Annotated in this window: 26 protein-coding genes; 13 read left to right on the forward strand and 13 right to left on the reverse strand. The window is 64.6% G+C overall.

The window, feature by feature from the left end; translation table 11 throughout:
- Window positions 1-60: 60 nt before the first annotated feature.
- From ACO07J_RS10135 to ACO07J_RS10150, 4 genes are all read right to left on the reverse strand, one after another.
- Window positions 61-1272 (reverse strand): beta-ketoacyl-[acyl-carrier-protein] synthase family protein, encoded by a 1212-nt coding sequence (locus ACO07J_RS10135; RefSeq protein ID WP_422028705.1) that lies wholly within the window; start codon window positions 1270-1272, stop codon window positions 61-63.
- Window positions 1269-1529 (reverse strand): acyl carrier protein, encoded by a 261-nt coding sequence (locus ACO07J_RS10140; RefSeq protein WP_300895403.1) that lies wholly within the window; start codon window positions 1527-1529, stop codon window positions 1269-1271. The genes ACO07J_RS10135 and ACO07J_RS10140 overlap by 4 nt, the downstream gene beginning before the upstream one ends.
- 33 nt (window positions 1530-1562) lie before the next feature.
- Complete coding sequence (gene lpxD, locus ACO07J_RS10145; protein ID WP_422028706.1) at window positions 1563-2654, reverse strand: UDP-3-O-(3-hydroxymyristoyl)glucosamine N-acyltransferase; 1092 nt, start codon at window positions 2652-2654, stop codon at window positions 1563-1565.
- 175 nt (window positions 2655-2829) lie between these two features.
- Window positions 2830-4641: a L,D-transpeptidase family protein gene (locus ACO07J_RS10150; RefSeq protein ID WP_422028707.1), complete on the reverse strand. Its 1812-nt coding sequence runs from the start codon at window positions 4639-4641 to the stop codon at window positions 2830-2832.
- A gap of 323 nt (window positions 4642-4964) precedes the next feature.
- Here ACO07J_RS10150 and ACO07J_RS10155 point away from each other — a divergent pair, with 323 nt between their 5' ends.
- Window positions 4965-5534, forward strand: coding sequence for a YcbK family protein (locus ACO07J_RS10155; protein WP_422028708.1), 570 nt, complete (start codon window positions 4965-4967; stop codon window positions 5532-5534).
- Window positions 5535-5644: 110 nt separating this feature from the next.
- Here the strand turns inward: ACO07J_RS10155 and lipA are convergent, their stop codons facing one another.
- Window positions 5645-6595: a lipoyl synthase gene (lipA, locus tag ACO07J_RS10160; RefSeq protein ID WP_422028709.1), complete on the reverse strand. Its 951-nt coding sequence runs from the start codon at window positions 6593-6595 to the stop codon at window positions 5645-5647.
- Window positions 6596-6796: 201 nt separating this feature from the next.
- Here lipA and ACO07J_RS10165 point away from each other — a divergent pair, with 201 nt between their 5' ends.
- Window positions 6797-7522 carry a VIT1/CCC1 transporter family protein gene (locus ACO07J_RS10165; protein WP_422028710.1) on the forward strand — a complete coding sequence of 242 codons (726 nt, stop codon included), beginning with the start codon at window positions 6797-6799 and terminating at the stop codon, window positions 7520-7522.
- Between the two features lie 7 nt (window positions 7523-7529).
- Here ACO07J_RS10165 and ACO07J_RS10170 read toward each other — a convergent pair whose 3' ends face one another.
- Window positions 7530-8600 (reverse strand): DUF6456 domain-containing protein, encoded by a 1071-nt coding sequence (locus tag ACO07J_RS10170; RefSeq protein ID WP_422028711.1) that lies wholly within the window; start codon window positions 8598-8600, stop codon window positions 7530-7532.
- A 246-nt stretch (window positions 8601-8846) separates the two neighbouring features.
- On the opposite strand from ACO07J_RS10170, the gene ACO07J_RS10175 reads away from it, so the two are divergent.
- Window positions 8847-9227, forward strand: a complete 381-nt coding sequence (locus tag ACO07J_RS10175; RefSeq protein ID WP_422028712.1) for a DUF6477 family protein — start codon at window positions 8847-8849, stop codon at window positions 9225-9227.
- Here the strand turns inward: ACO07J_RS10175 and ACO07J_RS10180 are convergent.
- Complete coding sequence (locus ACO07J_RS10180) at window positions 9137-10681, reverse strand: trimethylamine methyltransferase family protein (RefSeq protein WP_422028713.1); 1545 nt, start codon at window positions 10679-10681, stop codon at window positions 9137-9139. The two genes, ACO07J_RS10175 and ACO07J_RS10180, sit on opposite strands and share 91 nt — an antisense overlap.
- Before the next feature lie 251 nt (window positions 10682-10932).
- Between ACO07J_RS10180 and guaA the strand changes: the two genes are divergently transcribed.
- The 8 genes from guaA to ACO07J_RS10220 all read left to right on the forward strand — a co-directional run bounded on the left by guaA (window position 10933) and on the right by ACO07J_RS10220 (window position 19347).
- Complete coding sequence (guaA, locus tag ACO07J_RS10185; RefSeq protein ID WP_422028714.1) at window positions 10933-12501, forward strand: glutamine-hydrolyzing GMP synthase; 1569 nt, start codon at window positions 10933-10935, stop codon at window positions 12499-12501.
- Between the two features lie 237 nt (window positions 12502-12738).
- Window positions 12739-13653, forward strand: coding sequence for a DMT family transporter (locus tag ACO07J_RS10190; RefSeq protein WP_422028715.1), 915 nt, complete (start codon window positions 12739-12741; stop codon window positions 13651-13653).
- 123 nt (window positions 13654-13776) lie between these two features.
- Entirely contained in the window at window positions 13777-14904 is a 1128-nt protein-coding gene (locus ACO07J_RS10195) for an OmpP1/FadL family transporter (protein WP_422028716.1), read from the forward strand.
- A 139-nt stretch (window positions 14905-15043) separates the two neighbouring features.
- Complete coding sequence (locus ACO07J_RS10200; RefSeq protein ID WP_422028717.1) at window positions 15044-15904, forward strand: ATPase; 861 nt, start codon at window positions 15044-15046, stop codon at window positions 15902-15904.
- A gap of 51 nt (window positions 15905-15955) precedes the next feature.
- Entirely contained in the window at window positions 15956-16879 is a 924-nt protein-coding gene (gene metA / locus ACO07J_RS10205) for a homoserine O-acetyltransferase MetA (protein WP_422028718.1), read from the forward strand.
- On the forward strand, window positions 16863-17831 hold the full coding sequence (locus ACO07J_RS10210; protein ID WP_422028719.1) for an alpha/beta fold hydrolase: 969 nt from the start codon (window positions 16863-16865) through the stop codon (window positions 17829-17831). Before metA ends, ACO07J_RS10210 begins: the two co-directional genes overlap by 17 nt.
- A 36-nt stretch (window positions 17832-17867) precedes the next feature.
- Window positions 17868-18737: a polyphosphate kinase 2 gene (gene ppk2, locus ACO07J_RS10215; protein ID WP_422028720.1), complete on the forward strand. Its 870-nt coding sequence runs from the start codon at window positions 17868-17870 to the stop codon at window positions 18735-18737.
- Complete coding sequence (locus ACO07J_RS10220) at window positions 18730-19347, forward strand: TetR/AcrR family transcriptional regulator (protein ID WP_422028721.1); 618 nt, start codon at window positions 18730-18732, stop codon at window positions 19345-19347. The genes ppk2 and ACO07J_RS10220 overlap by 8 nt, the downstream gene beginning before the upstream one ends.
- Here ACO07J_RS10220 and ACO07J_RS10225 read toward each other — a convergent pair.
- The 4 genes from ACO07J_RS10225 to ACO07J_RS10240 form a co-directional block, all read right to left on the reverse strand.
- Window positions 19328-21334: an acyltransferase family protein gene (locus ACO07J_RS10225; RefSeq protein ID WP_422028722.1), complete on the reverse strand. Its 2007-nt coding sequence runs from the start codon at window positions 21332-21334 to the stop codon at window positions 19328-19330. The genes ACO07J_RS10220 and ACO07J_RS10225 overlap by 20 nt on opposite strands.
- Window positions 21335-21472: 138 nt before the next feature.
- Entirely contained in the window at window positions 21473-21964 is a 492-nt protein-coding gene (gene rpsI, locus ACO07J_RS10230; RefSeq protein WP_300895371.1) for a 30S ribosomal protein S9, read from the reverse strand.
- Window positions 21964-22428, reverse strand: coding sequence for a 50S ribosomal protein L13 (gene rplM / locus ACO07J_RS10235; protein ID WP_422028723.1), 465 nt, complete (start codon window positions 22426-22428; stop codon window positions 21964-21966). The genes rpsI and rplM overlap by 1 nt, the downstream gene beginning before the upstream one ends.
- 134 nt (window positions 22429-22562) lie before the next feature.
- Window positions 22563-23957, reverse strand: a complete 1395-nt coding sequence (locus tag ACO07J_RS10240; RefSeq protein ID WP_422028724.1) for a PLP-dependent aminotransferase family protein — start codon at window positions 23955-23957, stop codon at window positions 22563-22565.
- 87 nt (window positions 23958-24044) lie between these two features.
- Here ACO07J_RS10240 and ACO07J_RS10245 point away from each other — a divergent pair, with 87 nt between their 5' ends.
- Window positions 24045-24281 carry a DUF1127 domain-containing protein gene (locus tag ACO07J_RS10245; protein ID WP_422028725.1) on the forward strand — a complete coding sequence of 79 codons (237 nt, stop codon included), beginning with the start codon at window positions 24045-24047 and terminating at the stop codon, window positions 24279-24281.
- 63 nt (window positions 24282-24344) lie between these two features.
- Here the strand turns inward: ACO07J_RS10245 and ACO07J_RS10250 are convergent, their stop codons facing one another.
- On the reverse strand, window positions 24345-24914 hold the full coding sequence (locus ACO07J_RS10250) for a hypothetical protein (RefSeq protein ID WP_422028726.1): 570 nt from the start codon (window positions 24912-24914) through the stop codon (window positions 24345-24347).
- A gap of 4 nt (window positions 24915-24918) precedes the next feature.
- Window positions 24919-25341 (reverse strand): PaaI family thioesterase, encoded by a 423-nt coding sequence (locus ACO07J_RS10255; protein WP_422028727.1) that lies wholly within the window; start codon window positions 25339-25341, stop codon window positions 24919-24921.
- Window positions 25342-25399: 58 nt separating this feature from the next.
- On the opposite strand from ACO07J_RS10255, the gene ACO07J_RS10260 reads away from it, so the two are divergent.
- Window positions 25400-26185 carry an enoyl-CoA hydratase gene (locus tag ACO07J_RS10260; RefSeq protein WP_422028728.1) on the forward strand — a complete coding sequence of 262 codons (786 nt, stop codon included), beginning with the start codon at window positions 25400-25402 and terminating at the stop codon, window positions 26183-26185.
- Window positions 26186-26230: the final 45 nt, after the last annotated feature.

Here is a 26230-nt window from a genome sequence, read left to right on the forward strand (position 1 = left end):
ATGACAAGCGCCGCCCTTCGGGGCGGCGTTTTTCGTTCTGCCCGGTGGCAAAGCTGTCGTTCAGGAAAACCGTTTCAGAGCCAGGACGGCGTTGAGCCCGCCGAACGCGAAGGCGTTGGACAGCGCCACCTCGACATGCGCCTCACGTGCCTCGTTGGGCACGACGTCGAGCGCACATTCCGGGTCGGGCTCTTCATAGCCGATGGTCGGTGCCACGATCCCGTCGCGCACCGCCATGATGCAGGCCAGCAGTTCGACCGCCCCGGTCCCGCCGATCAGGTGGCCATGCATCGATTTGGTCGAAGAGATCATCAGCCGGTCGGCATGGGCGCCGAACACATCCGCCACCGCGGCACTCTCGGTCTTGTCATTGGCCGCCGTGCCGGTGCCGTGGGCATTGATATAGCCCACATCCGTCGCGTCGATCCGCGCGTCCTGCAGTGCGCCGCGAATGGCCCTTGCCGCCCCCTGTTTCGAGGGCATGACGATATCGGAGGCGTCCGAGGACATGGCGAACCCCGCCACCTCGGCCAGGATCTCGGCGCCGCGCGCCTTGGCGTGCTCCAGCTCCTCGAAGACGAACACCCCGGCCCCTTCGCCCTGCACCATCCCGTTGCGGTTGGCCGAGAACGGGCGGCAGGCATCCTTGGACATGACGCGCAGCCCTTCCCACGCCTTGACGCCACCGAAGCACAGCATCGATTCCGAGCCGCCGGTGATCATCACCGGGGTCAGCCCGCCATGCACCATCTGGAAGGCCTGCGCCATCGCGTGGTTGGAGCTGGCACAGGCAGTCGACACGGTAAAGCTCGGCCCCTTGAGGTTGAACTCCATCGACACGTGGCTGGCGGCGGCGTTGTTCATCAGCTTGGGCACGACGAAGGGGTGAACGCGGTTCTTCCCCTCCTCGTAGACCGAGCGGTAATTCTCGTCGAGCGTGGTCATCCCGCCACCGGAATTGCCCAGCACGACACCCGACCGGGCGGCCAGCTCGCCGGAAAACTCCAGCCCCGACTGCGCGATGGCCTCGCGCGCGGCGACGAGGGTGAACTGCGTGAAACGGTCATACAGCGCAAGCTGCTGCCGGTTGAAGCGTTCCTCGGGCTCGTAGCCCTTCACCTGCCCGCCGATGCGAATCGCCAGCCGCTCGACATCGCGAAACTCCAGCTCGCTGATGCCACAGCGGCCTTCCCGCATGGCGGCAAGGGTTTCGGGCACCGAGAACCCGAGCGCATTGATCGTTCCGGCGCCCGTGATGACGACCCTTTTCACGGTTTCTGTTCCGCCACCAGCTTTTCGATACCCGCAACGATGCTGGCGACCGACGAGATGTCGAAATCGCTTTCCTGCGGTTCGTTGGCGTTGAACGGGATGGAAATGTCGAACTCTTCCTCGATGGCGAAGATGCTCTCGACCAGCCCGAGACTGTCGATGCCGAGGTCTTCCAGCGTGCTGTCCATCGTGACATCGGAAGGTTCGAGCACGGCCTGCTCGGCAATGATCCTTATGACGCGGTCCTTGATGTCCATCGCTCCGGCCCTCTTCCTTATGTCGCGCCCGATTTAGTCTTTCGCGGGCGGGTTGGAAACCGTTTTCTTGAGCTCGGCCACATCCGAGAACAGGCGCTTGAGCCGGCGGAAGCCCTTGAAGACCTCCATGGTGGTTTCCATTTTCATCGCCGGATAGCCCAGCATGACACGGCCGGCCGGGATGTTGGCCAGCACGATCGTACCGCCCCCGGTGATCACGTTGTCGCCGATGAAGATATTGTCGCTGACGCCGGTCTTGCCGCCCATGACCACGTTGTTGCCGATCCGGGCCGAGCCGGCGATACCGACCTGGCCGCAGAGCAGGCAATCCTCGCCGATCTCGACATTGTGGCCGATCATCACGAGGTTGTCGATCTTGGTGCCGCGGCCGATGCGCGTGCTGCGAATGGTGCCGCAGTCGATCGTGGTGTTGGCACCGATCTCGACATCGTCGCCGATCTCGACACCGCCGAGGCTGTGGATCCGAGTCCAGGTCTGGGCCTGCGCCTCGCCCCGGTCGCCAAGGCTTTCCCGCACGTTCTCGACGACAGAGGTTTCGGCCGTGACGAAAGAGAACCCGTCGCCGCCGATGGCCGCCCCGGGCTGGGCGATGAACCGGTCGCCGGTGGTGACCCGGGCGCCGATCCTGACGCCTTCGCGCAGAAGACTCATCTGGCCGATCCTGGCGCCGGTGCCCACGTAGCATTGCGGGCCGATCACCGTGCCTGCACCGATATAGGCGTTTTTCGATATCACGCTGAAGGGACCGACGCTTACCCCCTTCTCGAGCCGTGCGTCGGGGTGGATCACCGCGCTGGGGTGAATGCCGTGGTCCCACCCCTGCCCCGGGTCGAGCATCGCCGTCAGACCCGACATGGTATAGCGCGGCCGCGGCGCGAGGATGGCCGCCTCGAGCCCGAGGGCCTGCCAGTCCGCGTCGCCCCAGAGGATGGCGGCGCGCGCCTGGCCGTCGCCCAGCCCGTCGGCGAACTGGGGCTTCATCGCCAGGGCAAGGTGGCGCGGCCCGGCATCCGCCGGCTCTGCCAGCCCGTCAATCTCTATCCCGGCATCGCCAACGGCCTGCGTTCCCAGCGCGGCCGCAATCTGCTCAATCGTATAGCCCATGAGACTCCCCTCGTGCTGCCGCAAAGATTTAGCCGCGATATGGCGCCAGTAAAACCCCTCCGCCACGGCAAGGCGCGGATTCCGTCATTTCCGGGCCGCCGCCGGTCCCGCGCGGCGAAAACGAAAAACCCCCCGCCGCGGCGGGGGGCATCTCTGCCTGGAAACAGGGCCGGTTCTACCGATCGCGCGAGCGCAGGTTCAGGCTGGACCCCCGCGATGTCTGAGGTTGCGACCGGGCCTGGTACCGCGGCTGGTTGACGACGCGAACCTGCGCGCGCGGCTGCGACACCTGCACCGTCTGCGGCTGGCTCTGCCGGGTGGTCTGGCGCACCTGCGGCTGCGAGAAATACTCGGGCTCGGGAATCTGCATGTCCGCGGCATAGACTGCCGGCGAGGACACGCCCGCATTCATCATCGCCGCCCAGATCCGCGCGTCGCGGCCGTAGACGTCCTGCCGGTACTGCGGCTCGCCCTTGGCGTTGGTAAAGGCCGTCCGATAGATGATGTGAACGGGAATCTTCGTCTCGAGATCGACCTGCGTCTCCTGCCCGGTGTCGAGAACCCGGTGGAACAGGCCCTTCGGATCATCCGTCTGCTTGGACAGGATCTCGTAGGCGAATTCGAACGGCTGCGCCAGCCGGATGCACCCGTGGCTGTAAGCCCGGCGCGCGTGGGCAAAGAGGTGTTTGCTGGGCGTGTCGTGCAGGTAGATGTTGTACTTGTTGGGGAACATGAACTTCACCAGACCCAGCGCATTGCTGTTCGACGGCGGCTGCTTGAGGTCGAAGGGGAAGTTGTTCTTGTTGTACGCGTTGAAGTTGACCCTCGACCGGCTGACCTGCCGCCCCGAGCCATCGTAGAGCCGCAAATGCCCGGCGGCGCCGGGGTTGCGCTGCATCTGGGGCAGGTACTCGTTGACGGTGATCGAACGCGGCACGTTCCATGTCGGGTTGATGACCAGGTGTTCCATCTCGTCCGAGAACTCGGGGCTGCGGCGGTCGTGCGAATTGGCGCCGACCACGGCGCGGGTCTCGAAGGTGATGATGTCGTTGTCGATGATCCGGGCCGAGAAGTCGGTCAGGTTGACGAGGATGTGGCGCTCGCCCCGCTCCTTGTTGAGCCAGCGTTCGCGTTCCATCGCCACCAGCACCGAGGCCAGCCGCGTGGCCGGCGAGGTGTTGATCTCGTCGATCGTGTTCGACCCGGCCTTGCCGTCGGGCTCGAGCCCGTGGGCGGACTGGAACTTCAGGACCGCCTTCTCGATATTGTTGTCATAGACCATCGTCGACGTGCGCCCGAGATAACCCATCGTCATCAACCGGTCGCGCAGGGCCACCACGGCCTGCCCGCTATCGCCCTTTTCCAGCGATCCGGCCTGAACCGTCGGGCCCCAGCCGCCGGTCTCGATCAGCCGCTCCAGCCGCATCTTTTCCTTCATCAGACGGGCGTATTCCCGCGTCTGCGGCACCAGGGTGCGGAAATAGGCGCGCGGATGCCCGCTTTCGGTCAGGCCGGTCAGGTAGGTTTTCGCGTCCTTGTAGACACCGTTGCGCTTGATCCCGTCGTCAATCGAGGCCGGGTCCAGCGCACCGGACTGCATGTCACGCGCGATCTGGATGAACGCCTTGGTCATCTCCACTTCGGCCATGCCGCGTTTCCGCGGCGAATTGACGTCCGACAGAATGCGGACAAGCCGGTCGGTGTCGTACCGGGATGCGGGAAGCCCGTGCATCGACGCGGTCTTCATCGCGGAGAGCAGCGCACTCCTGCGGGCGCGATCCTCTTCGGTGGTTCCGGTCCAGACGGCCCCGAACTTGTTCGACCGGTAGAACGCCGCGATATCGCGGTCCGACGACGCGGCCTCGGCCACGGCCTGCTTGAACGCGGTTATGGCGGCCTCGGCGGCCGAGGCACTATACCCGATCGCCGAAAACGCGATCGCCAAACCCGTTACCCGGATGCTGGCCCCCAAGGTTCTCAGAATCATGTCGTTTCCCCTGACTTGGCAAATTTCATGTGTTTAATGTAATTGATCATGCGCTGTGGGCAATTTCTGTCCAATCAAAAGTTTGACAGGAGATGTACCTTTTTCCCAAGAGCAGCGTCTGCGCTGCGCACACCGAGTAAATTAGGCACATTGCGGGAATTTTGCGCGAGATTTTGCCGAAACCCCTTGATCGGTAAAAGTTTCGCCTTAGCCCCCTTTTTCCCAAAAACTGAATATGTCATAAAAATCGCACATCTGGGGATGGATGGCAGAGCCGCCACAAGGCGGAGGACACAGGTAAGCGACGGGACAGGCGCATACACATGACAGAAGTTAGCTCGTTGAGCATGACGCGGCGCGCCCTGCTGGGTGCATTCGCAGCAACAACCGTGGTGGCGGCGCCCACCTTTTCAAACGCAACAGGTTTTCTGAAAGGTGCCGGCGATATCCGCCGCATTCGGATGACCTCCCCCCGTACCGGCGAAACGCTCGACACGATCTACTGGATCGAGGGCGAGTACATTCGCGACGCGGTCCGGGAGATCAGCTATTTCATGCGCGACTGGCGCACGGACGGCGTGATCGACATCGACCTTCGCACCATCGACATCATGACGGCGGCGCATAACATGCTGGATGTCAGCGAGCCTTACATGCTGATCTCGGGCTACCGCAGCCCCGAGACCAACGCGATGCTTCGCAGCCGGTCGAGCGGTGTCGCCAAGAATTCGCGTCACCTCAAGGGCGAGGCGGCGGATCTTCGTCTCGGGTCGCGCTCGGTCAACCAGATGTACCGCGCGGCGATGGCCTGCCACGGCGGCGGCGTCGGCCGCTACACCCGCAGCAACTTCGTTCACATGGATTGCGGGCCGGTGCGGAGCTGGGGCAGCTAAGCGCCACTCGACACAGCACGGATTGCAATCTCGCGAAAAGCACCGGCCGGATATCCCCGTCGGTGCTTTTGCATTGCAATTGGATCAGTTGCCGCCCTGCATGGCGTCAGTCAGGCGCCAAGCCGTTCCTGCCGTGCGGCGCTGAGCCGGGCGAAATCGTCGCCCGCATGATAAGATGAGCGCGTGAGCGGCGTGGCCGACACCATCAGGAACCCCTTGCCGAACGCCGCCTTTTCGTAGGCCGCGAATTCGTCGGGCGTGACGAACCGGTCGACCGCGTGGTGCTTGGGCGTGGGCTGAAGGTACTGGCCGATGGTGAGGAAATCCACATCCGCCGCGCGCATGTCGTCCATCACCTGCCGCACTTGTTCGCGGGTCTCGCCCAGGCCGACCATGATGCCGGACTTGGTAAAGATCGTCGGATCCATCTCCTTGACCCGCTGCAACAGGCGCAGGCTGTGGAAATACCGCGCCCCTGGCCGCACCGCGGGGTAAAGCCCCGGCACCGTCTCGAGGTTGTGGTTGAAGACATCCGGCCGCGCGTCGACCACCACTTTCAGCACGGCAGGATCGCAATGCAGGAAGTCCGGCGTCAGGATCTCGATCGTGGTGCCGGGGCTGCGGTGCCGGATCGCCCGGATCGTCTGGGCGAAATGGGCCGCACCCCCGTCATCGACATCATCGCGGTCAACCGAGGTGACGACGACGTGGTTCAGCCCCAGTTTCTGGACGGCATCGGCCACGCGCCCGGGCTCGAACGGGTCGAGCGCCTCGGGCGGCTTGCCTGTCGCGATGTTGCAGAAACTGCAGGCCCGCGTGCAGGTGTCGCCCATGATCATCATCGTGGCGTGGCCCTGGTTCCAGCACTCGCCCGCGTTGGGACAGCCCGCCTCTTCGCAGACCGTCACCAGCTTGTGCTCGCGCATGATTCTCTTCGTCTCGCGATAGCCCTCGCCGTCGGGGGCCTTTACCCGGATCCAATGCGGCTTTTTCGGCTGGGCATTATCGGGCCGATGGGCCTTTTCGGGATGTCGCTGCTGTGGGATCTTGATGTCACGCACGGAATTTCCCCCGCGAACTGTTTGGTACCTCCTCCCCTGCATAATGCATCGCGGTGGGATGTACCAGTTCTGCGGCGGCACAGGGCAGTGCGGCCCTTCGGTAACGAGTTCCCACTGCTGCCCTGCCCATAGATCGGTTGCGCCACACGGCAGGCGCCGTATACCGGCGGTCATAGGTTTCCCGGATCAGCAGGCAGGGCGATGGATTGGCAGGCACACCGGCGCGAGGCGCACAAGCTCGGCCGCACACAGGAACACCTCAAGCAGCTCGTCTACGGCGGCAATGACGGAATCGTGACCACCTTCGCCATCGTGGCGGGTTTCGCCGGGGCCGCCGCGGATGGCGTGGCCCAGGTCGGGGGCTTGGCCGTGCTGGTGTTCGGGCTGGCGAATCTCTTCGCCGACGCGGTCAGCATGGGGCTGGGGGAATTCCTGTCACTACGGTCGCAGCACGACCTTTACCGCGCCCGCCGGCAGAGCGAGCTGGAAGAGATCGCCAACGACCCCGATCACGAGAGGATGGAGCTGTTCGAGATCCTTCGCCAACGCGGCATCCCCGCGGGCGAGGCCGACACCGCGGCCGGAATCCTCTCGCGCCATCCCGATATCATGGCCGACCTGATGATGACTTACGAGTTCGGCATGTCGCACCCGGAAGAGGACAATCCCCTCATCAGCGGCCTGTCGACCTTCCTGTCCTTCGTGGTTTTCGGAGCGATTCCCCTCACCCCGTATTTCCTGCTGCCGCCCGACGACCGAACGTTCCTCTTTTCGGTCGCTGCTACCGGGCTGGCGCTGGTCAGCCTCGGCCTGCTGCGCTGGAACGCGACCGGCGAACGGTTGTGGCGTTCGGTCGGCGAGACGGTTCTGGTCGGGCTGATCTGCGCTCTCGTGGCCTTCGCCGTCGGGTGGATCGTCGCCGGGTGACAGGCCGTCATCCCATCAGCGCGCCGCCGTCACCCAGCCGGTCGTAGTGACGCCGCAGCCGCTGCAGGGCGATGCGCAGCACCACCTTGCCCGACCGGGCAGACCATCCCATCTGTTTCTCGGCGCTTTCCAGCCCCTCGAGGTGACAGCAGCACCGCAGGGCCACGTCGCCCAGGCCCGGCCCGAGATCCCGCAGGGCGCCCAGGACACGGGCCCGCGCGGCCGTGGCGCCGTCATGATCCGACCTGGCGGCCTCGACCAGGGTCAGGAACCTGTCCCAGCTTTCGGTCTTTCGGCTGCCGATATCCGCCATCTCGTAATCCTCGCGCAGGCGTTCCCCGGCGCGAACCAGGTCGTCGGACAGGAATTTCCGACCGCTGCGATCACGACGGCGGGCCAGCAGGGTCAGCGGGGTTTCCGTTGGCTGGCAGCGTGGGCGAGACGCCGGATGCACGGCGTAACTCCGGTGTCGTGACAGGCCGGCGTGGTCGAACGTCGCCGGGGCCTCGCTGAACCCCAGGGCGCGATTCTCGGCATCCGCCACCATCCGCTTGAGCGCGTCGCGCCCTGTCGGGGTAATGCGGTACCGCGACACGCGGCCGGGGTCATCGCAGGCGATCCAGCCCGCCAGCGCCATCGCCTCGGCCGCGGCGTGGTCGACGACAAGACGGCGCACGGTGCCGCCATCGTCGCTCTCGGCCACGACCACCGCCTTGTCCATTTCCGCGGCCACCGCCAGAACCGCGCCCGGTTCGCACAGCAACCGCAGAACCCGGCGCGCCTCCTGCGACAGCTCGTCCATCGAGGGGACGACCGGATCGGCCTGCGCCGCCCTCGCCTCGGCGGCCAGAACACGACGGCCCAGGCGACTGAGACCTTGATCGACGAGGATATCCTCGCGCCGTGCTTCCAGGGCCCGCACCTGCCGCAGCACGGTCGAGGCATGAACGCCGGCTTCCCGTGCCAGCGCACGGATCGGCTGACCTGTTTCCGTGTGAAGAAGATAGGCGAGCGCCTCTTTCGGCACCCAGCACGGCAACTGTTCCGCGATGTCGGCGGAAGGCGAGACATGTGGCATGCCGTCTCCTCCTGATATCTGTCGGCAACACCTGGCCCATGCCTGCGGTCATCCGCAGAACCGGCCCGAGTAAAGGCGCCATGTGTTACCGGTTGGTTAACTAAGAACGGTTCGGTCATGTTTGTTGCGAATTGGTAAACAAACGGAAACGCAACCGTTCGGTGATCAACTCGCCGGCGCAACACCAGTTTGGGTTGTGCCAGATTGCTCCGTCCAAACGTCAACCTGCCTGGACCGGAGACCGCCATGACCAGTTTCGTACCCGACCTCGCCCACCTGCGGCGCCCTGCCCTTCTGATCGAGGCCGCACGCGTCGGCGTGGTCACCTATTCTCGCGAACGCACCCTTCGGCGCCACCTTGGCGACCTGCACCACCCTGCCAGCGAGGCGGTGCTCGAAACCCTGCTCGAGATCGAGAACGAGTTGAACCAGATGCGCAGAATCGGCAGCGCCGGCTATTCGCCGGCGCGCCATGTCGATGTGGTGATCGCGATCCTGGGCGAGGTGCGCCTGATGCACGCCGCCGCCCGGAAAGATCAGGAGAAGGCGTCGGGCATCGAGGCCTTCTTCTCGGTCACGAAGGCGTCGAGCGCTTCCGAGATCGCCGGGTCGAGCGCCGGCTGCTGATAGTTCGAAAGCGTCTGCTTCACCTTGATGTTGGCCAGCGCCATCGTGTCCCGCTCGCCTTCTTCGGCCCATTGCTCGAACGGCTTGTAGTCGAGCAGGTCCGAACGCCAGAAGGATCTCTTGAAATTGGCCTGGGTGTGGGCGCAACCAAGGTAATGGCCGCCGGGTCCGACCTCGCGGATCGCGTCCATCGCCTGGCCGTTCTCGGTCATGTCGACGCCGCGCGCCATGTTCTGCAACGCGCCAAGCTGGTCGGCATCCATCACGAACTTCTCGAAGCTGGAGACAAGCCCCCCTTCCAGCCAGCCGCAGGAGTGCAGCATGAAGTTGACGCCCGACAGAAGCCCGAGGTTGAGGCTGTTGGCCGACTCGTAGGCCGCCTGTGCATCGGGCAGTTTCGAGCCGTTGAACGACCCGGCCGAGCGGAACGGCAGGCCGTAGCGCCGCGCCAGTTGCCCTGCACCATAGGTGATGAGCGAGGCCTCGGGCGTGCCGAAGGTGGGCGCGCCGCTGTTCATGTCGATCGAGGTCACGAAGGCGCCGAAGATGACCGGCGCGCCGGGGCGGATGATCTGCGAATAGGCGATCCCGGCCAGCACCTCGGCCAGAACCTGGGTCAGCGTACCGGCCACCGACACCGGCGCCATCGCACCGCCGACGATGAACGGCGAGATGATGCAGGCCTGGTTGTTGCGCGCATAGACTTCCAGCGCGCCCATCATCACCTCGTCGAAGGTCATCGGCGAGTTGATGTTGATCAGCGAGGTCATGACCGTGTTGTCGCGCACGAAATCCTCACCGAAGAGGATGCCGCACATGTCCACGCTGTCCTGCGCGCGGCTCGGGTCGGTGACCGAGCCCATGAAGGGCTTGTCCGACAGGGTCATGTGCGCCTTGAGCATGTCGAGGTGGCGCTTGTTCACCGGAATGTCGGTGGGTTCGCACACGGTGCCGCCCGAATGGTGCAGCCAGCGGGACATGTAGCCCAGCTTCACGAACTTCTCGAAATCCTCCATCGTCGCATAGCGGCGGCCGTGGTCCATGTCGCGCACGAAGGGCGGGCCGTAGACCGGGGCGCAGACAAGGTTGCGCCCGCCGACGACGACACTGCGCTCGGGGTTGCGGGCGTGCTGGGTGTATTCGCCGGGGGCGGTCTTGATCAGATCCCGCGCCAGGCCGCGCGGAATGCGCACCCGTTCGCCGTCGACATCCGCGCCCGCCTCGCGCCAGCGCTCCAGCGCCTTGGGATTCTCGACGAAGTTGACGCCGATCTCCTCGAGCACGGTCTCGGCATTCTGTTCGATGATGTCGAGCGCTTCTTCGTTCAGCACCTCGAACAGGGGAATGTTGCGCTCGATATACTTGGCGGTTTCGATACTGACCGCCGTGCGTTCCGCGCGGCGGGCGGCACCGCCGCCACCGCGGCCTCGTCTGCGGGCTGCTGCTTCGCTCATTGAACAGGTCTCCTTGGTCCCGACTCCGGCACGCGACGGCGCCGTTTGCCCGCTTTTATCTTCAACAATCTGTCGCACACGGCGGATTTGCGGCTTTGCCCGGCCAAAACCGACATCTGCGATCGAAATTGCGCAGACCCGCAGGTGTTGGATGCGGTCGTTTCCACCCCGAACGCGGTCAAGGCGGGTTTGACACCTCCGCGCGAACGCAGGTCTTGCGCGCAAGCGCCGCCCGCCATACTAGGCAAGGTATGAGCCAGACACCGCACGACCGCCTCCTCATCATCGACTTCGGCAGCCAGGTCACCCAGCTGATCGCCCGCCGCCTGCGCGAACTCAACATCTACTGCGAAATTCATCCGTTCCAGCAGGTGACGGATGCGTTTCTCGACGAATTCTCACCAAAGGCCGTGATCTTCTCCGGCGGCCCGGCCTCGGTCATAGACGAAGGGTCGCCCCGCCCGCCGCAAAAGGTCTTCGACCTGGGCGTCCCGATCCTCGGTATCTGCTACGGCCAGCAGGTGATGATGCAGATGCTGGGCGGCAAGGTCGAGCGCGGCGACGGCACCGCCGAGTTCGGCCGCGCCTATGTCACCCCCTCGGATGAGCGGCTGCCTCTGCTCGACGGCTGGTTCGCCTCCGACGACAGCCGCGAACAGGTCTGGATGAGCCATGGCGACCACGTCTCGGCCATCGCGCCGGGCTTCGAGGTCTACGGCACCTCGCCCTACGCGCCCTTCGCCATCACCGCGGACACGAAGAGGAACTTCTTCGCCGTCCAGTTCCACCCCGAGGTGCACCACACCCCGAACGGCAAGACCCTCTATGCCAATTTCGTCAAGCTGGCCGGTTTCACCGGCGACTGGACGATGGCCGCCTATCGCGACGAGGCCATCGCCAAGATCCGCGAACAGGTGGGCGACCGGCGGGTGATCTGCGGCCTCTCCGGCGGGGTCGACAGCTCGGTCGCCGCCGTGCTCATTCACGAGGCCATCGGCGACCAGCTCACCTGCGTCTTCGTCGACCACGGTCTCCTCCGGCTGGGCGAGGCCGAAGAGGTCACGACCATGTTCCGCGACAACTACAACATCCCCCTCATCCATGCCGACGAGTCGGACCTGTTCCTGGGTGAGCTTGAGGGCATAAGCGACCCGGAACAAAAGAGAAAAACCATCGGCCGGCTTTTCATCGACGTGTTCCAGAAACACGCCAACGAGATCGAGAATGCCGATTTCCTGGCCCAGGGCACGCTCTATCCGGACGTGATCGAGTCGGTCTCCTTCTCGGGCGGCCCGTCGGTGACGATCAAGTCGCACCACAACGTGGGCGGCCTGCCGGAGAAGATGGGCCTGAAACTGGTCGAACCGCTGCGCGAACTCTTCAAGGACGAGGTGCGCGCGCTTGGCCGGGAACTGGGCCTGCCGCAAAGTTTCATCGGCCGCCACCCCTTCCCCGGCCCCGGCCTCGCCATCCGCTGCCCCGGCGAAATCACTCGCGACAAGCTCGAGATCCTGCGCAAGGCCGACGCCGTCTATATCGACCAGATCCGCAAGCACGGGCTCTATGACGAGATCTGGCAGGCGTTCGTCGCGATCCTGCCGGTGCGCACCGTGGGCGTCATGGGCGACGGGCGGACATACGATTACGCCTGCGCCCTGCGCGCCGTGACCAGCGTCGACGGCATGACCGCCGATTACTATCCGTTCAGCCACGACTTCCTCGGCGAGACGGCGACCCGGATCATCAACGAGGTGAAGGGGATCAACCGCGTCACCTACGACATCACCTCGAAACCGCCGGGCACGATCGAGTGGGAATGAGCCTCCGCCGCTACACGGGCAACGTCTCGCCCTTTCACGGGCTCGCTTTAGGCGCGCTGGATTATTGGCGCCGGTTCAAACGTCTGCTACGCACGGGCCAGTGACTCGTGTCGCGGCGGCGCCGCGGCCATACTTCCCGGCCCCTTGCGGCGCAACTCCGGCTGAACCATGAAGATACCCTGCCCCTGCTCCGGGCCACCTGATTTGCAGCGTTTCCGGACAGGTCCGGCCTGAGCCATGGCCGTCTATCCCGATCCGAACGGGCCGACCGAGGCCGATACCGCGCATGTCCTGCGCGCGGCGCTCTGGATGCTGGGTGCGGTGGTTTCGTTCTCGACCATGGCCGTGGCCGGGCGGGCCGTCAGCTTCGAGCTCGATACATTCGAAATCATGATGTACCGCAGCCTTGTCGGCTTCCTGATCGTCATGATCGTCGCTCCCGCGGCGGGCACGCTGACGCAGGTCAGCCTGCGCAAACCGCAGGTCCAGCTTCTCCGGAATATCTGCCATTTCACGGGGCAGAACCTCTGGTTCTACGCCATTACGCTGATCCCCCTCGCCCAGGTCTTCGCCCTCGAATTCACCTCCCCGCTATGGGTGCTGGTCCTGTCGCCCCTGCTGCTTGGAGAGAAGCTGACGCGCATGCGAATTGTCGCGGCGCTCATCGGCTTCATCGGCATCCTGATCGTGGCGCGGCCAAGCCCGGAAACCCTGAATGTCGGCACGCTCTCGGCCGCGGGTGCGGCCATCGGGTTCGCCGGCTCGATCATTTTCACCAAACGCCTGACCCGAACCGAAACGCTGACCTGCATCCTGTTCTGGATGACGCTGACCCAGACGTTTTTCGGCCTCGCCTGCGCCGGGTTCGACGGCGACATCGCCTTGCCCTCTGCCGTCTCCGTGCCGTGGCTGGTGCTGATCGCGCTGGGCGGGCTGACCGCGCATTTCTGTCTGACCACCGCCCTTTCCATCGCTCCGGCGACCCTGATCACGCCGGTCGATTTCCTCCGGCTGCCCCTGATCGCGGTCATCGGATTGCTTGCCTACCAGGAGCCGGTCGACGTCTTCGTGATCCTCGGGGCCGCCCTGATCTTCGGGGCGAACTACCTGAACCTCTGGTTCCAGACGCGAAAAAAACATTCCTCCGGGTAAAAAGCGTGACAAATATGTTGCGGGCCGGCCACCGTCACGGCACCGACATATCTCTGACGCCGCGTCAAAATTGATTAAGTGCGCGAGGATGGTAGCGTGAACTCAATTTCCGGAGGAGAGCACATGCAAAAATTGACCTCGACAGCCGCAGTACTCGCGCTGAGTGCAGGCACCGCCACGGCAGGCGGCCTCGACCGCAGCTATACGCCCATCGACCAGATCTTCGAACAAGGCAGCTTCGCCGAAGTCTCGTACGGGTTCACCATGCCCGACCTGACCGGTGTCGATTTCGGTGGCAATGCCATTGGCAATGTCGGGAACGATTTCGGCGTTCTTGGCTCTGCCGTGAAGTTGGATTTCGGCGATCGGCTGACCTTCGCGGTCATCGCCGACCAGCCCTATGGCGCGGATACGGTCTATGGCGGCAACCCCGCCACGACCTTCCTGGGCGGCACGTTCGCCAAGGCAGACACGGCCTCGCTCACAGCGATCCTCAAGTACAAGATCACCGACCGCTTCTCGGTCTACGGTGGCCCGCGCGCCGTCAAGGCCGACGGCACCATCCGCCTGTCCGGCCAGGCCTATGCCGCTGCCGGGCTGAGCGGTTACACGGTCCGCTTCAGAAGCAACAACGGCACCGGCTACGTCATCGGTGCGGCCTATGAAATTCCGGAATACGCCCTTCGCGTGTCGGGCACCTACCACTCGGCCGTCGACCTGCGCATGGGTACCGTCGAGAATATCCCGGTGACTGCGGGTGGTACCGGCACCCCGGTCGGCACCGGCATCACCAATGTCGAAATTCCGCAATCCTTCGAACTGGCGGCACAATCGGGCATCAACAAGAACACGCTGGTCTTCGGCTCGATCCGTTGGGCGGACTGGGAAGCCTTCACGCTGAACCCGCCGAGCCCGGTGCCGAACCTGGCCCAGCTCGACAGCGTCACGACCTACGAGATCGGCGTCGGTCGCCGCTTCTCCGAACGGTTCTCGGGCAGTGTCGCAGTCTCCTACGAAGCCGGCGGCAGCGACAGCCTCGTCTCGCCGCTCGCACCCACCAACGGGCAAACGGCGATCTCGGTCGGCGGCAAGTACAAGGTCACCGATCGGATCGATATCTCCGGTGGTGTGCGTTACACTTGGCTGGGCGACGCCCTCCCGGAAATCGGTACGCCCGACACACCGGTCGGCAGCTTCACCAACAACAACGCCGTCAGCGTCGGCCTCAAGGTCCGGGTGGCGCTCAACTAAGCCTCGCCAGACCTGCAAGTTTCCAGAACCCCGCCCCTTTCGGGCGGGGTTTTCCTTTGGGTGGGTGCGTTCCACGCGCTTTGTGGTTTGACCCCTGCCCCGGCTCTGGCTACCAAGCCAGACAGAAAGGGACCACACCATGATCTACGCCTCTGCCGACGAGTGGTTGAACGCACCCCGCAAGCGCGTGCTGGTCTACGGCATGTCCGGGCTCGGCAAGACCTACCTGTCGAACATGCTGCGCGATGCCGGCGACTGGTTTCACTACTCGATCGATTACCGCATCGGCACCCGCTACATGGGCGAGTTCATTACCGACAACGCCAAGGCGCACGCGATGAAGGTGCCCTTCCTGCGCGACCTGCTGATGAGCGACTCGATCTATATCGGCTCGAACATCTCGTTCCACAATCTCAAGCCGGTCTCGGCCTATCTGGGCAAACCCGGCGACCCCGAAAAGGGCGGCATGCCCATCGACGAGTTCCGCCGCCGGCAGGAACAGTTCCGCCGTGCCGAGGTCTCCGCCCTTCAGGACACCGCTTATTTCATCGACCGGGCTCAGGCGCTCTATGCCTATCCGCATTTCATCTGCGATACCGGCGGCTCGATCTGCGAATGGGTCGATGGCGACGACCCGAACGACCCGCTGCTGACCGAGCTTTCCGAGCGCTGCCTGCTGATCCGCATCGAGGGCGACGAGGCCCATACCGAGGAGTTGATCCGCCGCTTCGACAAGGCGCCGAAACCGATGTGCTACCAGCCCGAGTTCCTCGATCAGGTCTGGTCCGACTACCTTGACAAGAAAGGCTGTGCCGAGGACGAGGTCGACCCCGATGCCTTCATCCGCTGGACCTATGCCAAGGCGCTCGCCCACCGCAAGCCGCGATACGAGGCGATGGCGAAATGGGGCATTACCGTTTCCGCCGACGAGGTCGCCGCGCTGCGCACCGACCGCGACTTCGAACAACTCGTCGCCAAGGCCCTTGAGCGCACCGGCTGATCCCCTATCTAACCCGTTCCCGCACCGACCTTCAGAAAGACCATACCCGCCATGCCCATCAAAATTCCCGCCGATCTGCCCGCCTATGACGTGCTGACGCGCGAGGGCGTGATGGTCATGAGCGAAGACCACGCCTCGCGCCAGGATATCCGCCCCCTGCGGATCGGCCTGCTGAACCTTATGCCCAAGAAGATCCAGACCGAGAACCAGTTCGCCCGGCTGATCGGCGCCACGCCGCTGCAGATCGAGCTGAGCCTCATCCGGATGACCGAACACCAGACGCGCAACACCGCGGCCGAGCACATGGAAAGCTTCTACCGCCCCTTTGCCGAGGTCGAGGCGACGGGAGAGAAGTTCGACGGGCTGATCATCACCGGCGCCCCGATCGAGCATCTCGCCTTCGAAGAGGTCACCTATTGGGACGAGCTGTGCCGCGTCTTCGACTGGACCCAGACCAACGTGCAATCCACCTTCGGCGTCTGCTGGGGCGGGATGGCGATGATCAAGCACCTGCACGGCGTCGAGAAACACATGCTCGACCACAAGGCCTTCGGCTGTTTCCGCCACCGCAACATGAAGCCCGCCTCGCCTCTGCTGCGCGGGTTCTCCGACGATTGCGTGATCCCGGTCAGCCGCTGGACCGAGATGCGCAAACCCGAGATCGACGCAGCCCCCGGCCTAACCACCCTTCTGCACTCCGAAGAGGTCGGTCCCTGCCTTGTCGAGGATCCCGGCCACCGGGCGCTCTATATCTTCAACCACCTCGAATATGACAGCGACACGCTCAAGCAGGAGTATGACCGCGACATCGCCGCAGGTACGGCCATCAACGTGCCCTGCAACTATTACCCCGACGACAACCCGTCGCAGATGCCGCTCAACCGCTGGCGCAGTCACGCCCACCTGCTTTACGGCAACTGGATCAACGAGATCTACCAGTCGACACCATTCGACCTGAATGCCATTGGCCGTTAAGATCCTCGCCCTATCCGCCCTCGCGCTGGTCGTGTTCTGGGCCGTGGTCCAGTACCGCGCAAGGGTCGAGGAAGCGCAGGCCGAAGCCTCCCATCCGCCCGAGGGGCAGGTGATCGAGGTGCAGGGCCACGACGTGCATGCCGTGGTGATGGGCAGCGGCCCCGACCTGGTGTTGATCCACGGGGCCTCGGGCAACACGCGCGACATGACCCTGTCGCTGGCCCCGCGCCTGGCCAGGGAATTCCGCGTCTTCGTCTTCGACCGGCCGGGGCTGGGCTACACCGACCGGATCGACTCCTCCGGCGCAAGCATCGCCCAACAGGCGGACCTGCTGTCAGCCGCCGCCACACAGCTCGGGGCCGAAAAACCCGTCGTCGTCGGCCATTCCTACGGCGGCGCCGTCGCGCTGGCCTGGGCCGTCCATCACCCTGACAACCTTTCGGCTCTCGTCACCCTCTCCGCCGCGTCTCACACCTGGTCCACGGGTATCTCGACCTATTACAAGCTGCTGTCGCACCCGGTTCTCGGGCCGTTGCTCATCCCGATGATCACCGCCTTCGTTCCCGAAACCCGCGTGGAACAGGCCGTCGGCGCCGTCTTCACCCCCGATCCCGTGCCCGAAGGCTACATGGACCATTTCGGCCCCGGCCTGACCCTGCGCCGGCAAAGCCTGCGCGCCAATGCCCTGCAACGGGCCAACCTGCTGGACGAGATCCGCTCGCTCGTCCCCCACTACCCGCAGATCGACGTGCCCACCGAGATCCTGCACGGCACGGCGGATGACACGGTGGGCCTCTCGATCCACTCCGAGCCGCTGGCCAACGCCATCCCCGATGCCCGCCTCACCACGCTCGACGGCGCCGGCCACATGATCCAGCATTCCGAGGAAGACGCCGTGGTCGATGCCATCCGCCGCGCAGTGCAACGCGCCGGATTGCGCCCGGGCGGCTGAACGGCCATATTATACTGAAAAAACAGGGAGGCACGCATGGAGCTGCCATTCGACGGGGCCATCACGGAATTTTTCGAGCAGCACGCCCCGGCAGAGGTCCGGAACGCCATCCGGCGCGCCGACAAGGACGACATACTTTCCCCCAGCTACCCGTATTCCGAGCGCCTGCCGAAAAAGCACTACGAGAAGGATCTCGAGAACCTGCAGGTCGAGCTGGTCAAGCTGCAGGCTTGGGTCAAGGCCACCAACGCGCGCGTCGTCCTTGTCTTCGAAGGCCGTGATGCGGCTGGAAAAGGCGGTACGATCAAGCGCTTCCGGGAATATCTTAATCCTCGTGGCGCGCGCATCGTGGCGCTTCCCAAACCCTCCGACACCGAACAGACGCAATGGTATTTCCAGCGCTATGTCGACCACCTTCCCGCCGGCGGCGAGATCGTGTTCTTCGACCGAAGTTGGTACAACCGGGGCGTCGTCGAAAAGGTCTTCGGTTTCTGCTCCGATGCCGAGCGCGAACGGTTCTTCGGCCAGGTCAACGCGTTCGAGGAGATGCTGGTCGAGGATGGCATCCACCTCTTCAAGTTCTGGCTCAATGTCGGCCGCGCCGAACAGCTCCGCCGCTTCCTCAAGCGCGAAAGCGACCCGCTCAAACAGTGGAAGCTCAGCCGGATCGACGTCGACGGGCTGTACAAGTGGGACGAGTATTCCGCCGCCATCTCCGAAACGCTCGAGCGCTCGCATTCCGCCCACGCGCCATGGACGGTGGTCCGCTCCGACGACAAGCGCCGCGCCCGTGTCGAGGCGATCCGCCGCGTGCTGCTTGCCCTCAACTACGACCGCAAGCACGCCAAGGCGCTGGGATCGCCCGACCCGCAGGTCTGCGGGGGCCCGGACATCTGGGATGGGTAAACGCGGCTATCACCACGGCAATCTCAGGCAGGCCCTTGTCGAAGCCGCGCTCGACCTGATCGAGGAAAAGGGCCCCACCGGCTTTACCCTGTCCGAGGCCGCCAAGCTCGCCGGCGTCACGCCGGCCGCCGTCTATCGCCATTTCGCCGGCCGCGACGACATGATCGCCGAGGCCGCCCGGCAGGGCTACGAGATCTTCGCCGACGTGATGCAGTTCGCCTATGACAAGGGCCAGCCCTCGGCCCTGGCCAGTTTCGAGGCGACCGGCCGCGCCTACCTCGCCTTCGCCCGCAAGTATCCGGGCCACTACATCGCCATGTTCGAAAGCGGCATCTCGGTCAACCGCACTCCCGAACTGGCCGCCGTGGCGGGCCGTGCCCGCGCCGTGCTGGAACGCGCGGCCGAGGCGCTGAGCCAGCACATCCCGCCGGAAAAACGCCCGCCGCCCTCGATGTTCTCGGCCCATGTCTGGGCGCTCTCTCACGGCGTGGTCGAGCTCTTCGCCCGCAACTCCCCCGGCACGCAAAGCCCCTTCCCGCCCGAGGACCTGCTCGAATCCGGCATCGGCATCTACCTGCGGGGGCTCGGCCTCATTCCGCCGGACGGCTGAGCGCCTCCAGCACCAGCGGCGCCAGCCGCTCGGCTCCGATTTCCGAGACGTGGTCATCATCCATGTAAAGCGAATCGCCCCCGTCGAGCCAGGCGAACCGGTCGCCATCGGCGAAAGCCTCGTCCAGCGTCAGCACCGGCATACCGTACTCCGCCGCCACTTCGGCCACGATCTGGCGCACCGTCTGCTGCAGGCGATCGCTCGCCTCGCGCGTCACGAAGCTGTCCTCGAACCGGCGCCGGGCCTCCTCTTCCTCGAGCCCCAGAAGCATGGCGTTCTGCACGAGGATACCGGGAATGAGCCGCTGTTGGGGTATCTGGGATACGACCATCACGCGGATGCCGGCATCGGCGAAGTACGCGTAGGTCTGGCGCAGTCCGGCCTCGAAAGCCGCCACGTGGTCGGACTGTGTCAGGAACCCGGTATCCGTGTCGGACACCAACTCGTATTTCGGGTCGGTGCCGTCGTAATCTCCGCTGACATACAGGCTCCATCGCGCGATCAGCACCACGGTATCCACCTCTGCCTCGACAGCCTGCCTCGCAAACCGCGCAACAGACGCCCGGCAGGTCCGCGCCAAGCCATCCCCGCGCGGCAGTTGAACCCCGAACAAGGGCGGACAGGCGTTCTCGTCGCCCAGCAGCACTGTCATGTCCAGCGCCTCCGAGGCCGGCTTGAATGCCGGCAGGATCACCCGCGAATGGCTGTCCCCCATGATGGCAATACGTCGCGTCGGGTCATCCGGCACATAGGCCGGGCACAGGTCTCGCGGTACGGAGTTGCCCCCCCCGATACAGATCGTCTTCGCGGTAGGATGATAGGTTGTCTGTTCATGAAGCTTCGAAAGGAAGGCCGACGCCTCGAAATCGATCCTCGAGGGAAACCCCTCCTTCGCCTTCGCCCAGAAACCGAACGCGGCAAAGGCCACGATCCCTACAAGGCTGGTCGCCAGCATCCCGCGCCGTGTCGGCAGGACCAGTGGCGCCTTGCCCCTGAACGGCTGTTCAATAAACCGCCAACTGATCCAGGCCAGCCCCAGCGCCAGGCCGGCCAGAAGCATCATCGCCCAATCCGGCACCTCTTCGGGATAGCGGATGCGGGCAAAGGCAAAGATCGGCTGGTGCCACAGATAGGCGCTGTAACTGATCAGCCCGACGCCCACGAAGGGCCCGAACGACAGGAGACGCGCGGTCACCGTCCGCGCATCGGCAAACAGGATGATCAGGCAGGTGCCCACCACCGGAACCAGCGTATAGAGCGACGGAAACGGCAGCGCGGCGGTGAAGAACACCGTCGAATAGAGGATCATGGCCAGCCCCAGCCCGGCCAGCACCTCGCTCTTCATCTGCGACCGCTGATAGAGGATGGCGGCGCACACCGACCCGGCCAGCATCTCCCACAGCCGCGAGGGCGTGAAATAGAAATTCTGGCTGGGATAATTCCGCCACCCCCACTCGGCCACCGCCAGCGACGCCAGCGCCAGCAGCGTGAAGCCGATCAGGTATTTCGCCTTCCGGAACTTGCGCAGGCAGAACAGCACCAAGGGAAACAGCAGGTAATACTGCTCCTCCACCGCAAGGCTCCACGTGTGCAACAGCGGCCGCAGATCGGCGTTGAGGTCGAAATACCCGCCATGCTCGAGGAAATGGATATTCGAGATGAAGAGCGCGGCAAAGGCCAGGCTACGGGCGAAATCCTCGAATGGATATGGCGGCACCCACATCCACGCGAAGGGAATACAGGCGATCAGCACAAGGAACAGGGCCGGCAGGATCCGCCGCGCCCGCCTTTCGTAGAAGCTCAGCACCGAATAGGTGCCCCGCTCGCGCTCGTCGATCAGGATGGTGGTGATCAGGTAGCCGGAAATGACGAAAAACACGTCGACCCCGACGAACCCCCCGCTCCAGAAGGTCAGCCCGGCATGGAACAGGATCACCGGCAGCACGGCCACCGCCCTCAGCCCGTCGATCTCGCGCCTGTATTTCACGCCTGCCCGCTCTCACCGTGTCATCCGCGCCCGTATAGGAGCGGGACGCACCCAAGGCAAGCCGGCCTTTACGACATCAAGCCCCGAAAAAGAAAAGCGCGGCCGAAGCCGCGCTTTCCCGAAGATATATCGAACCGGTCAGCGCTTCGAGAACTGGAAGCTGCGGCGGGCCTTGCGGCGGCCGAACTTCTTGCGTTCCACCACGCGGCTGTCGCGGGTCAGGAAGCCCGCGGCCTTCAGCGCCGGGCGCAGGGCCGGATCGTAAAGCTGGAGTGCTTTCGAGATGCCGTGCTTGACCGCACCGGCCTGGCCCGACAGGCCGCCGCCGGTGACGGTTGCCATCACGTCGAACTCGTCCTCGACACCGGCCACCGAGAACGGCTGGCGCAGGATCATCTGCAGCACCGGGCGGGCAAAGTACTTGTCCATGGTTTTGCCGTTCACCTGCACCTTGCCGGAGCCCGGCTTGATCCAGACACGAGCGACCGCGTCTTTCCGCTTGCCGGTCGCGTAGGAGCGGCCAAGCTCGTCGCGCACGGGTTCGCGGGAAATGGTCTCTTCTGCGGCGGGGGCGCCGGTGCCTTCAGCGACGGCTTCCAGCCCTTCGAGGGATTTGATTTCTTCGGTCATCAGTATGCCACCCGGGTGTTCTTGGAGTTCATGGTCTTCACGTCCAGCACTTCGGGCTTCTGGGCCTCGTGCGGGTGCTCGGCGCCGGCATAGATGCGCAGGTTGGTCATCTGCTGGCGGGCCAGGCGGTTGCCGGGCAGCATGCGCTTGACGGCCTGCGCGACGACGCGCTCGGGGTGCGCCCCTTCCAGGATCTGACCGGTCGTGCGCGACTTGATGCCGCCCGGATAGCCTGTGTGCCAGTAGTTCGGCTTCTCGCGCTTCTTGCCGGTCAGCTGAACCTTGTCGGCATTGATGATGATCACGTTGTCGCCCATGTCCATGTTGGGCGTGAAGCTCGGCTTGTGCTTGCCGCGCAGGCGCGTGGCGACGATCGACGCGAGACGGCCCAGAACGACGCCCTCGGCATCGATCAGGATCCATTTCTTGTCGATATCTGCCGGTGTCGCAGAATAGGTCTTCATTGGATGTCTTCCCTTTTGGGGTGATATTCGATCCGCGCTTTCTACGCGAAAGCACGTCACAGTCAAGCGCATGTCATGCGAATAAATTAAGCATTATCAATGTCTTGCAAAATAGGTATTATTTTACCCCACCCTCACAGGTCCACATTCACCGGCGGCGCGGCCAGAAGCCCCGACATGGTCGCCAGCGCCGCCTCGAACTCGGCCTCCGACAGGTTCGGGTTCAGCCCCACCCGCACCGCATGCGGGGCCCGCCCCTCGGGCAGCGAAAACTCGTCCGCCGCCTTGATCCGGATCCCCCGGTCGCCACAAGCCCGCGCAAAGCTCGACGCCCGCCAACCCTGCGGCAGGCGCAGCCAGATGAACGGCACGTCGGGCCGCCACTGGATGTCCCACTGGCCAAGGATGTTCACCGCCGCCTTCACCCTGTGCAGCGTCCGCGTTTCGGCCATGGCGCGGAACCGTTCGGCCTCGCCCGAGGAGATCAGCTCGGCGCAAAGGTCGAGGATCGGCTGCGGCAAGCCGTAGAAGGTCGACTGCGCCACCTGCCTCGCCCGCCCCGCCTGCTCTTCCGGCGCGATGACGAAGCCGAACCGAAGCGCCGCCGACACCGCCTTGGTCAGAGACGAGATGTACCAGCCCCGCTCGGGGCACAGCGCGCGATAGTTCGGAATATCCGGCCGGGTGATGCAGTGACAGTCATCCTCGATGATCTGCACCTGGTACTTGCGCGCCAGCCGCGCGATCTCCTGTCGGCGGGCCAGCGTGGTGCGGGTCGTGGTCGGGCTCTGCACCTCGGCAGCGGTGATCAGCACCTGCCCGCCATGCCGGCGCAGCGCCTCCTCGAACCGGTCGGGGCGGATGCCCTCGCCATCCATCTCGATTCCCACGATCTCGGCCCGCAGCAGCCGCGCGGCATGGCGCCAGCCGGGATAGGCCAGCTCCTCGGTCATGATCACCGGCGTCGTCCCGTGCAGCACGGTCTGCAGCACCACGTTCACGGCGTTCTGCGCCCCAAGGCCCAGGATCACCTCGTCCGGCCCGAACCGCCCCACCCGCTCCGGCTCGACCCAGCCGACTACCGCGTCACGCGCCTCGTAATCGCTTTCCGGCGTGGGATAGTCGATCATCTCGCCGCCGTCGCGCGCCGCGATCGCGGCCATGATCCGCCGGATCACGGCATCCTGCCCGCAATTCGGCACCCGGATCGCCCGGAAATCGAGGCCTTCGGCCGATTTCGGATGGATAAGCGGTTGCGGGGCGGGGTCTTCCGTGACCATGCCGCCCGACACGAAGGTGCCGCGCCCGACCGCGGTTTCCACCAGCCCCTCCTCGGCGGCCATCTTGTAAGCCCGGGCCACCGTGCCGGGCGTAATGCCAAGCTGCCAGGCCAGTTCGCGCACCGGCGGCATCTTGTAACCCTGATCCAGAAACCCCGAACGGATGGCCGTTCGCATGGATTGTATTAACACAATGTACTTGGAATCGGAGCTATCGGCGAAATTCGGCGGCCAAATTGTATCAGTCACAATGTTTCCCTCGCGGAAGCACTCGGCAATTGTTACGTTACCCTTGCATAACGCAGGAATTGTACCAACACAATAGAGGAGTCCGCCATGTCCACCCTGACACATTCGGATCGCATGGTTCCGTCGCATCTGCCCCGCCGCACCCGCCGCGTGTCGTTCCTGACCGCAGGCCTGGCGCGCGTGGTCGGCACCGCGCTCCTCTGGCACCAGCGCCATCGCACCCGGACCCAGCTCAAGCAGTTGCCACCGTATTTGTTGCGTGACGTGGGCCTCTCCCCCGACGACGTCCGCATCGAAAAGAACAAACCGTTCTGGAGGCCGTGACAGTTCCCCGTAACGTGCCTCTTCCTGCTGGGCCGGAGCCATGTCTCCGGCCCCTTTTTTTGGTCAGTCGCCGTCGAGCGTCCCGAACAGTCGATACTGCGTCGTATCGTCATAGACCGTCAGCGACCACGCATCGAACGAGCGCGCGGTAATGCACCGGTTCCCCTGCCCCGACAGGACAAGCTCGGCCTCGGTCGCGCCCCCGTTGGCGAAATCCCCGGTCCCCGCCACGGAACCCCGAAAGCGCAGCTCGGTGTAAAGCGCCGTCTGCCCCTCGCCCGTCAGCGCCGTATCGGCCCCGAACCAGGTATAGGCGTCAGGCCAGGGAAAGGTCAGCGTCCCGTCCCCCTCGCCAAGCTCGAACACCATCCCGTTCTCGCTCGCCTCGAAGGTCACCGGGTAAGTCGGCTGCGGGTTCTCGACCCCCTTCACGCACTCCATTCCACAGGCGGTCAGGTACAAGCGTGCCGGGCTGGTCGGCGCCAGCCGGCTGATCTCCTTCACTTCCCAGTTGCCGCGAACGACATCCTGTTCGAAGCGGGTGCCGGGATCTGCGCAACAGGCACAGGCGAACGCCGCCCCCGGCAAAAGCGCGGGCACAAGCGTGGAAAGGGCTACCATACGTCTCAGCATGGTTTCACTCTTTCGGTGGAATCGAATATGTCAAGCTCGCCCGCGCCACCGGGTCCGTTCCGCCGTCGGAAAAGATCAGAACTTCCCCCACCGCCAGCACCCGGCCCAGCTTCAGCAGCCGGCACTCCGCGATCAGGTCGGTATTCGCCGCGGGCTTGCGCATGAAGTCGATCGAGCAATTCGTCGTCACCGTCATGCCCTTCGGCCCGATCATCCCGAGAATGGCGATATAGACCGACACGTCCGCCAGCGAAAAGACGGATGGCCCCGACACCGTGCCCCCCGGCCGCAGATGCGCCTCCGATACGTTCAACCGCACCCGAACCCGCATCTCGCCCAGCTCCTCGATGGTGAACTGTCCGTCCACCTGCGGGAACACCTCGTCGAGGTAGGCGGCGATCTCGCCGGCGGTCATTTTCAGGCTCATGCTTTTCTCCCAGGGCGTTGGGCCTTAAGAAGGATCACAACGTCATGGGAGAGACAAGATGCCAATTCTCATCCGCGAAGATCAGGGCGCCATCGCCCGGCTGACTCTGAATGCCCCCGAAAAGCTCAACGCCCTGTCCGACGCGATGCTGGCCGCCCTGCAGGAGGAATTCGACGCCCTCCGCGACAACCGCTCCATTCGCGCGGTGATCCTCGGCGGTGCGGGCAAGGCGTTCTGCGCCGGCCACGATCTGAAAGAGATGACCCAAGGCCGGCAGGCCGAGGATGGCGGCAAGGCCTATTTCGCCGATCTCTTCACCCGCTGCTCCAAGGTCATGACCGCCATCCGCTCCCTGCCCCAGCCGGTCATCGCCAAGCCCCACGGCATCGCCACCGCCGCGGGTTGCCAGCTTGTCGCCTCCTGCGACCTCGCCGTCGCGGCCCACGGCACGCGCTTCGGCGTCAACGGCGTCAACATAGGCCTCTTCTGCTCGACCCCCATGGTCGCGCTCAGCCGCAACATCCCCCGCAAGCAGGCCTTCGAGATGCTCACCACCGGGGAGTTCATCGAGACCGACCGCGCCATCGCCCTCGGCCTGATCAACCGCGCGGTGCCCGAAGACCAGCTCGACACCGCCGCCACCGAGCTGGCCGACACCATCGCCGCCAAGCTCGGCAGCGCCGTCAAGATCGGCAAACAGGCCTTCTACCAGCAGCTCGAAATGGGCCTCGACGACGCCTATGCCTACACCCGCGACGTGATGGTCGAGAATATGCTCGACCGCGACACCGAGGAAGGCATCGCCGCCTTCATCGAGAAACGCCCGCCGGAATGGACGCAGTAAGCTACGGCTTTGCGGGAAAACCACTTACGAACAAACGCTTAAACA

Source organism: Roseovarius sp. (assembly GCF_965228755.1).
Taxonomy (GTDB): Bacteria; Pseudomonadota; Alphaproteobacteria; order Rhodobacterales; family Rhodobacteraceae; genus Roseovarius.

Coding starts and splice junctions, on each gene's coding strand:
- ACO07J_RS10140 (WP_300895403.1), bottom strand. CDS start 1,529: ATGGACATCAAGGACCGCGTCATAAGGATCATTGCCGAGCAGGCCGTG.
- lpxD (WP_422028706.1), bottom strand. CDS start 2,654: ATGGGCTATACGATTGAGCAGATTGCGGCCGCGCTGGGAACGCAGGCC.
- ACO07J_RS10150 (WP_422028707.1), bottom strand. CDS start 4,641: ATGATTCTGAGAACCTTGGGGGCCAGCATCCGGGTAACGGGTTTGGCG.
- ACO07J_RS10155 (WP_422028708.1), top strand. CDS start 4,965: ATGACAGAAGTTAGCTCGTTGAGCATGACGCGGCGCGCCCTGCTGGGT.
- ACO07J_RS10165 (WP_422028710.1), top strand. CDS start 6,797: ATGGATTGGCAGGCACACCGGCGCGAGGCGCACAAGCTCGGCCGCACA.
- ACO07J_RS10170 (WP_422028711.1), bottom strand. CDS start 8,600: ATGCCACATGTCTCGCCTTCCGCCGACATCGCGGAACAGTTGCCGTGC.
- ACO07J_RS10175 (WP_422028712.1), top strand. CDS start 8,847: ATGACCAGTTTCGTACCCGACCTCGCCCACCTGCGGCGCCCTGCCCTT.
- ACO07J_RS10180 (WP_422028713.1), bottom strand. CDS start 10,681: ATGAGCGAAGCAGCAGCCCGCAGACGAGGCCGCGGTGGCGGCGGTGCC.
- guaA (WP_422028714.1), top strand. CDS start 10,933: ATGAGCCAGACACCGCACGACCGCCTCCTCATCATCGACTTCGGCAGC.
- ACO07J_RS10190 (WP_422028715.1), top strand. CDS start 12,739: ATGGCCGTCTATCCCGATCCGAACGGGCCGACCGAGGCCGATACCGCG.
- ACO07J_RS10195 (WP_422028716.1), top strand. CDS start 13,777: ATGCAAAAATTGACCTCGACAGCCGCAGTACTCGCGCTGAGTGCAGGC.
- ACO07J_RS10200 (WP_422028717.1), top strand. CDS start 15,044: ATGATCTACGCCTCTGCCGACGAGTGGTTGAACGCACCCCGCAAGCGC.
- metA (WP_422028718.1), top strand. CDS start 15,956: ATGCCCATCAAAATTCCCGCCGATCTGCCCGCCTATGACGTGCTGACG.
- ACO07J_RS10210 (WP_422028719.1), top strand. CDS start 16,863: ATGCCATTGGCCGTTAAGATCCTCGCCCTATCCGCCCTCGCGCTGGTC.
- ppk2 (WP_422028720.1), top strand. CDS start 17,868: ATGGAGCTGCCATTCGACGGGGCCATCACGGAATTTTTCGAGCAGCAC.
- ACO07J_RS10220 (WP_422028721.1), top strand. CDS start 18,730: ATGGGTAAACGCGGCTATCACCACGGCAATCTCAGGCAGGCCCTTGTC.
- rpsI (WP_300895371.1), bottom strand. CDS start 21,964: ATGACCGAAGAAATCAAATCCCTCGAAGGGCTGGAAGCCGTCGCTGAA.
- rplM (WP_422028723.1), bottom strand. CDS start 22,428: ATGAAGACCTATTCTGCGACACCGGCAGATATCGACAAGAAATGGATC.
- ACO07J_RS10245 (WP_422028725.1), top strand. CDS start 24,045: ATGTCCACCCTGACACATTCGGATCGCATGGTTCCGTCGCATCTGCCC.
- ACO07J_RS10250 (WP_422028726.1), bottom strand. CDS start 24,914: ATGCTGAGACGTATGGTAGCCCTTTCCACGCTTGTGCCCGCGCTTTTG.
- ACO07J_RS10255 (WP_422028727.1), bottom strand. CDS start 25,341: ATGAGCCTGAAAATGACCGCCGGCGAGATCGCCGCCTACCTCGACGAG.
- ACO07J_RS10260 (WP_422028728.1), top strand. CDS start 25,400: ATGCCAATTCTCATCCGCGAAGATCAGGGCGCCATCGCCCGGCTGACT.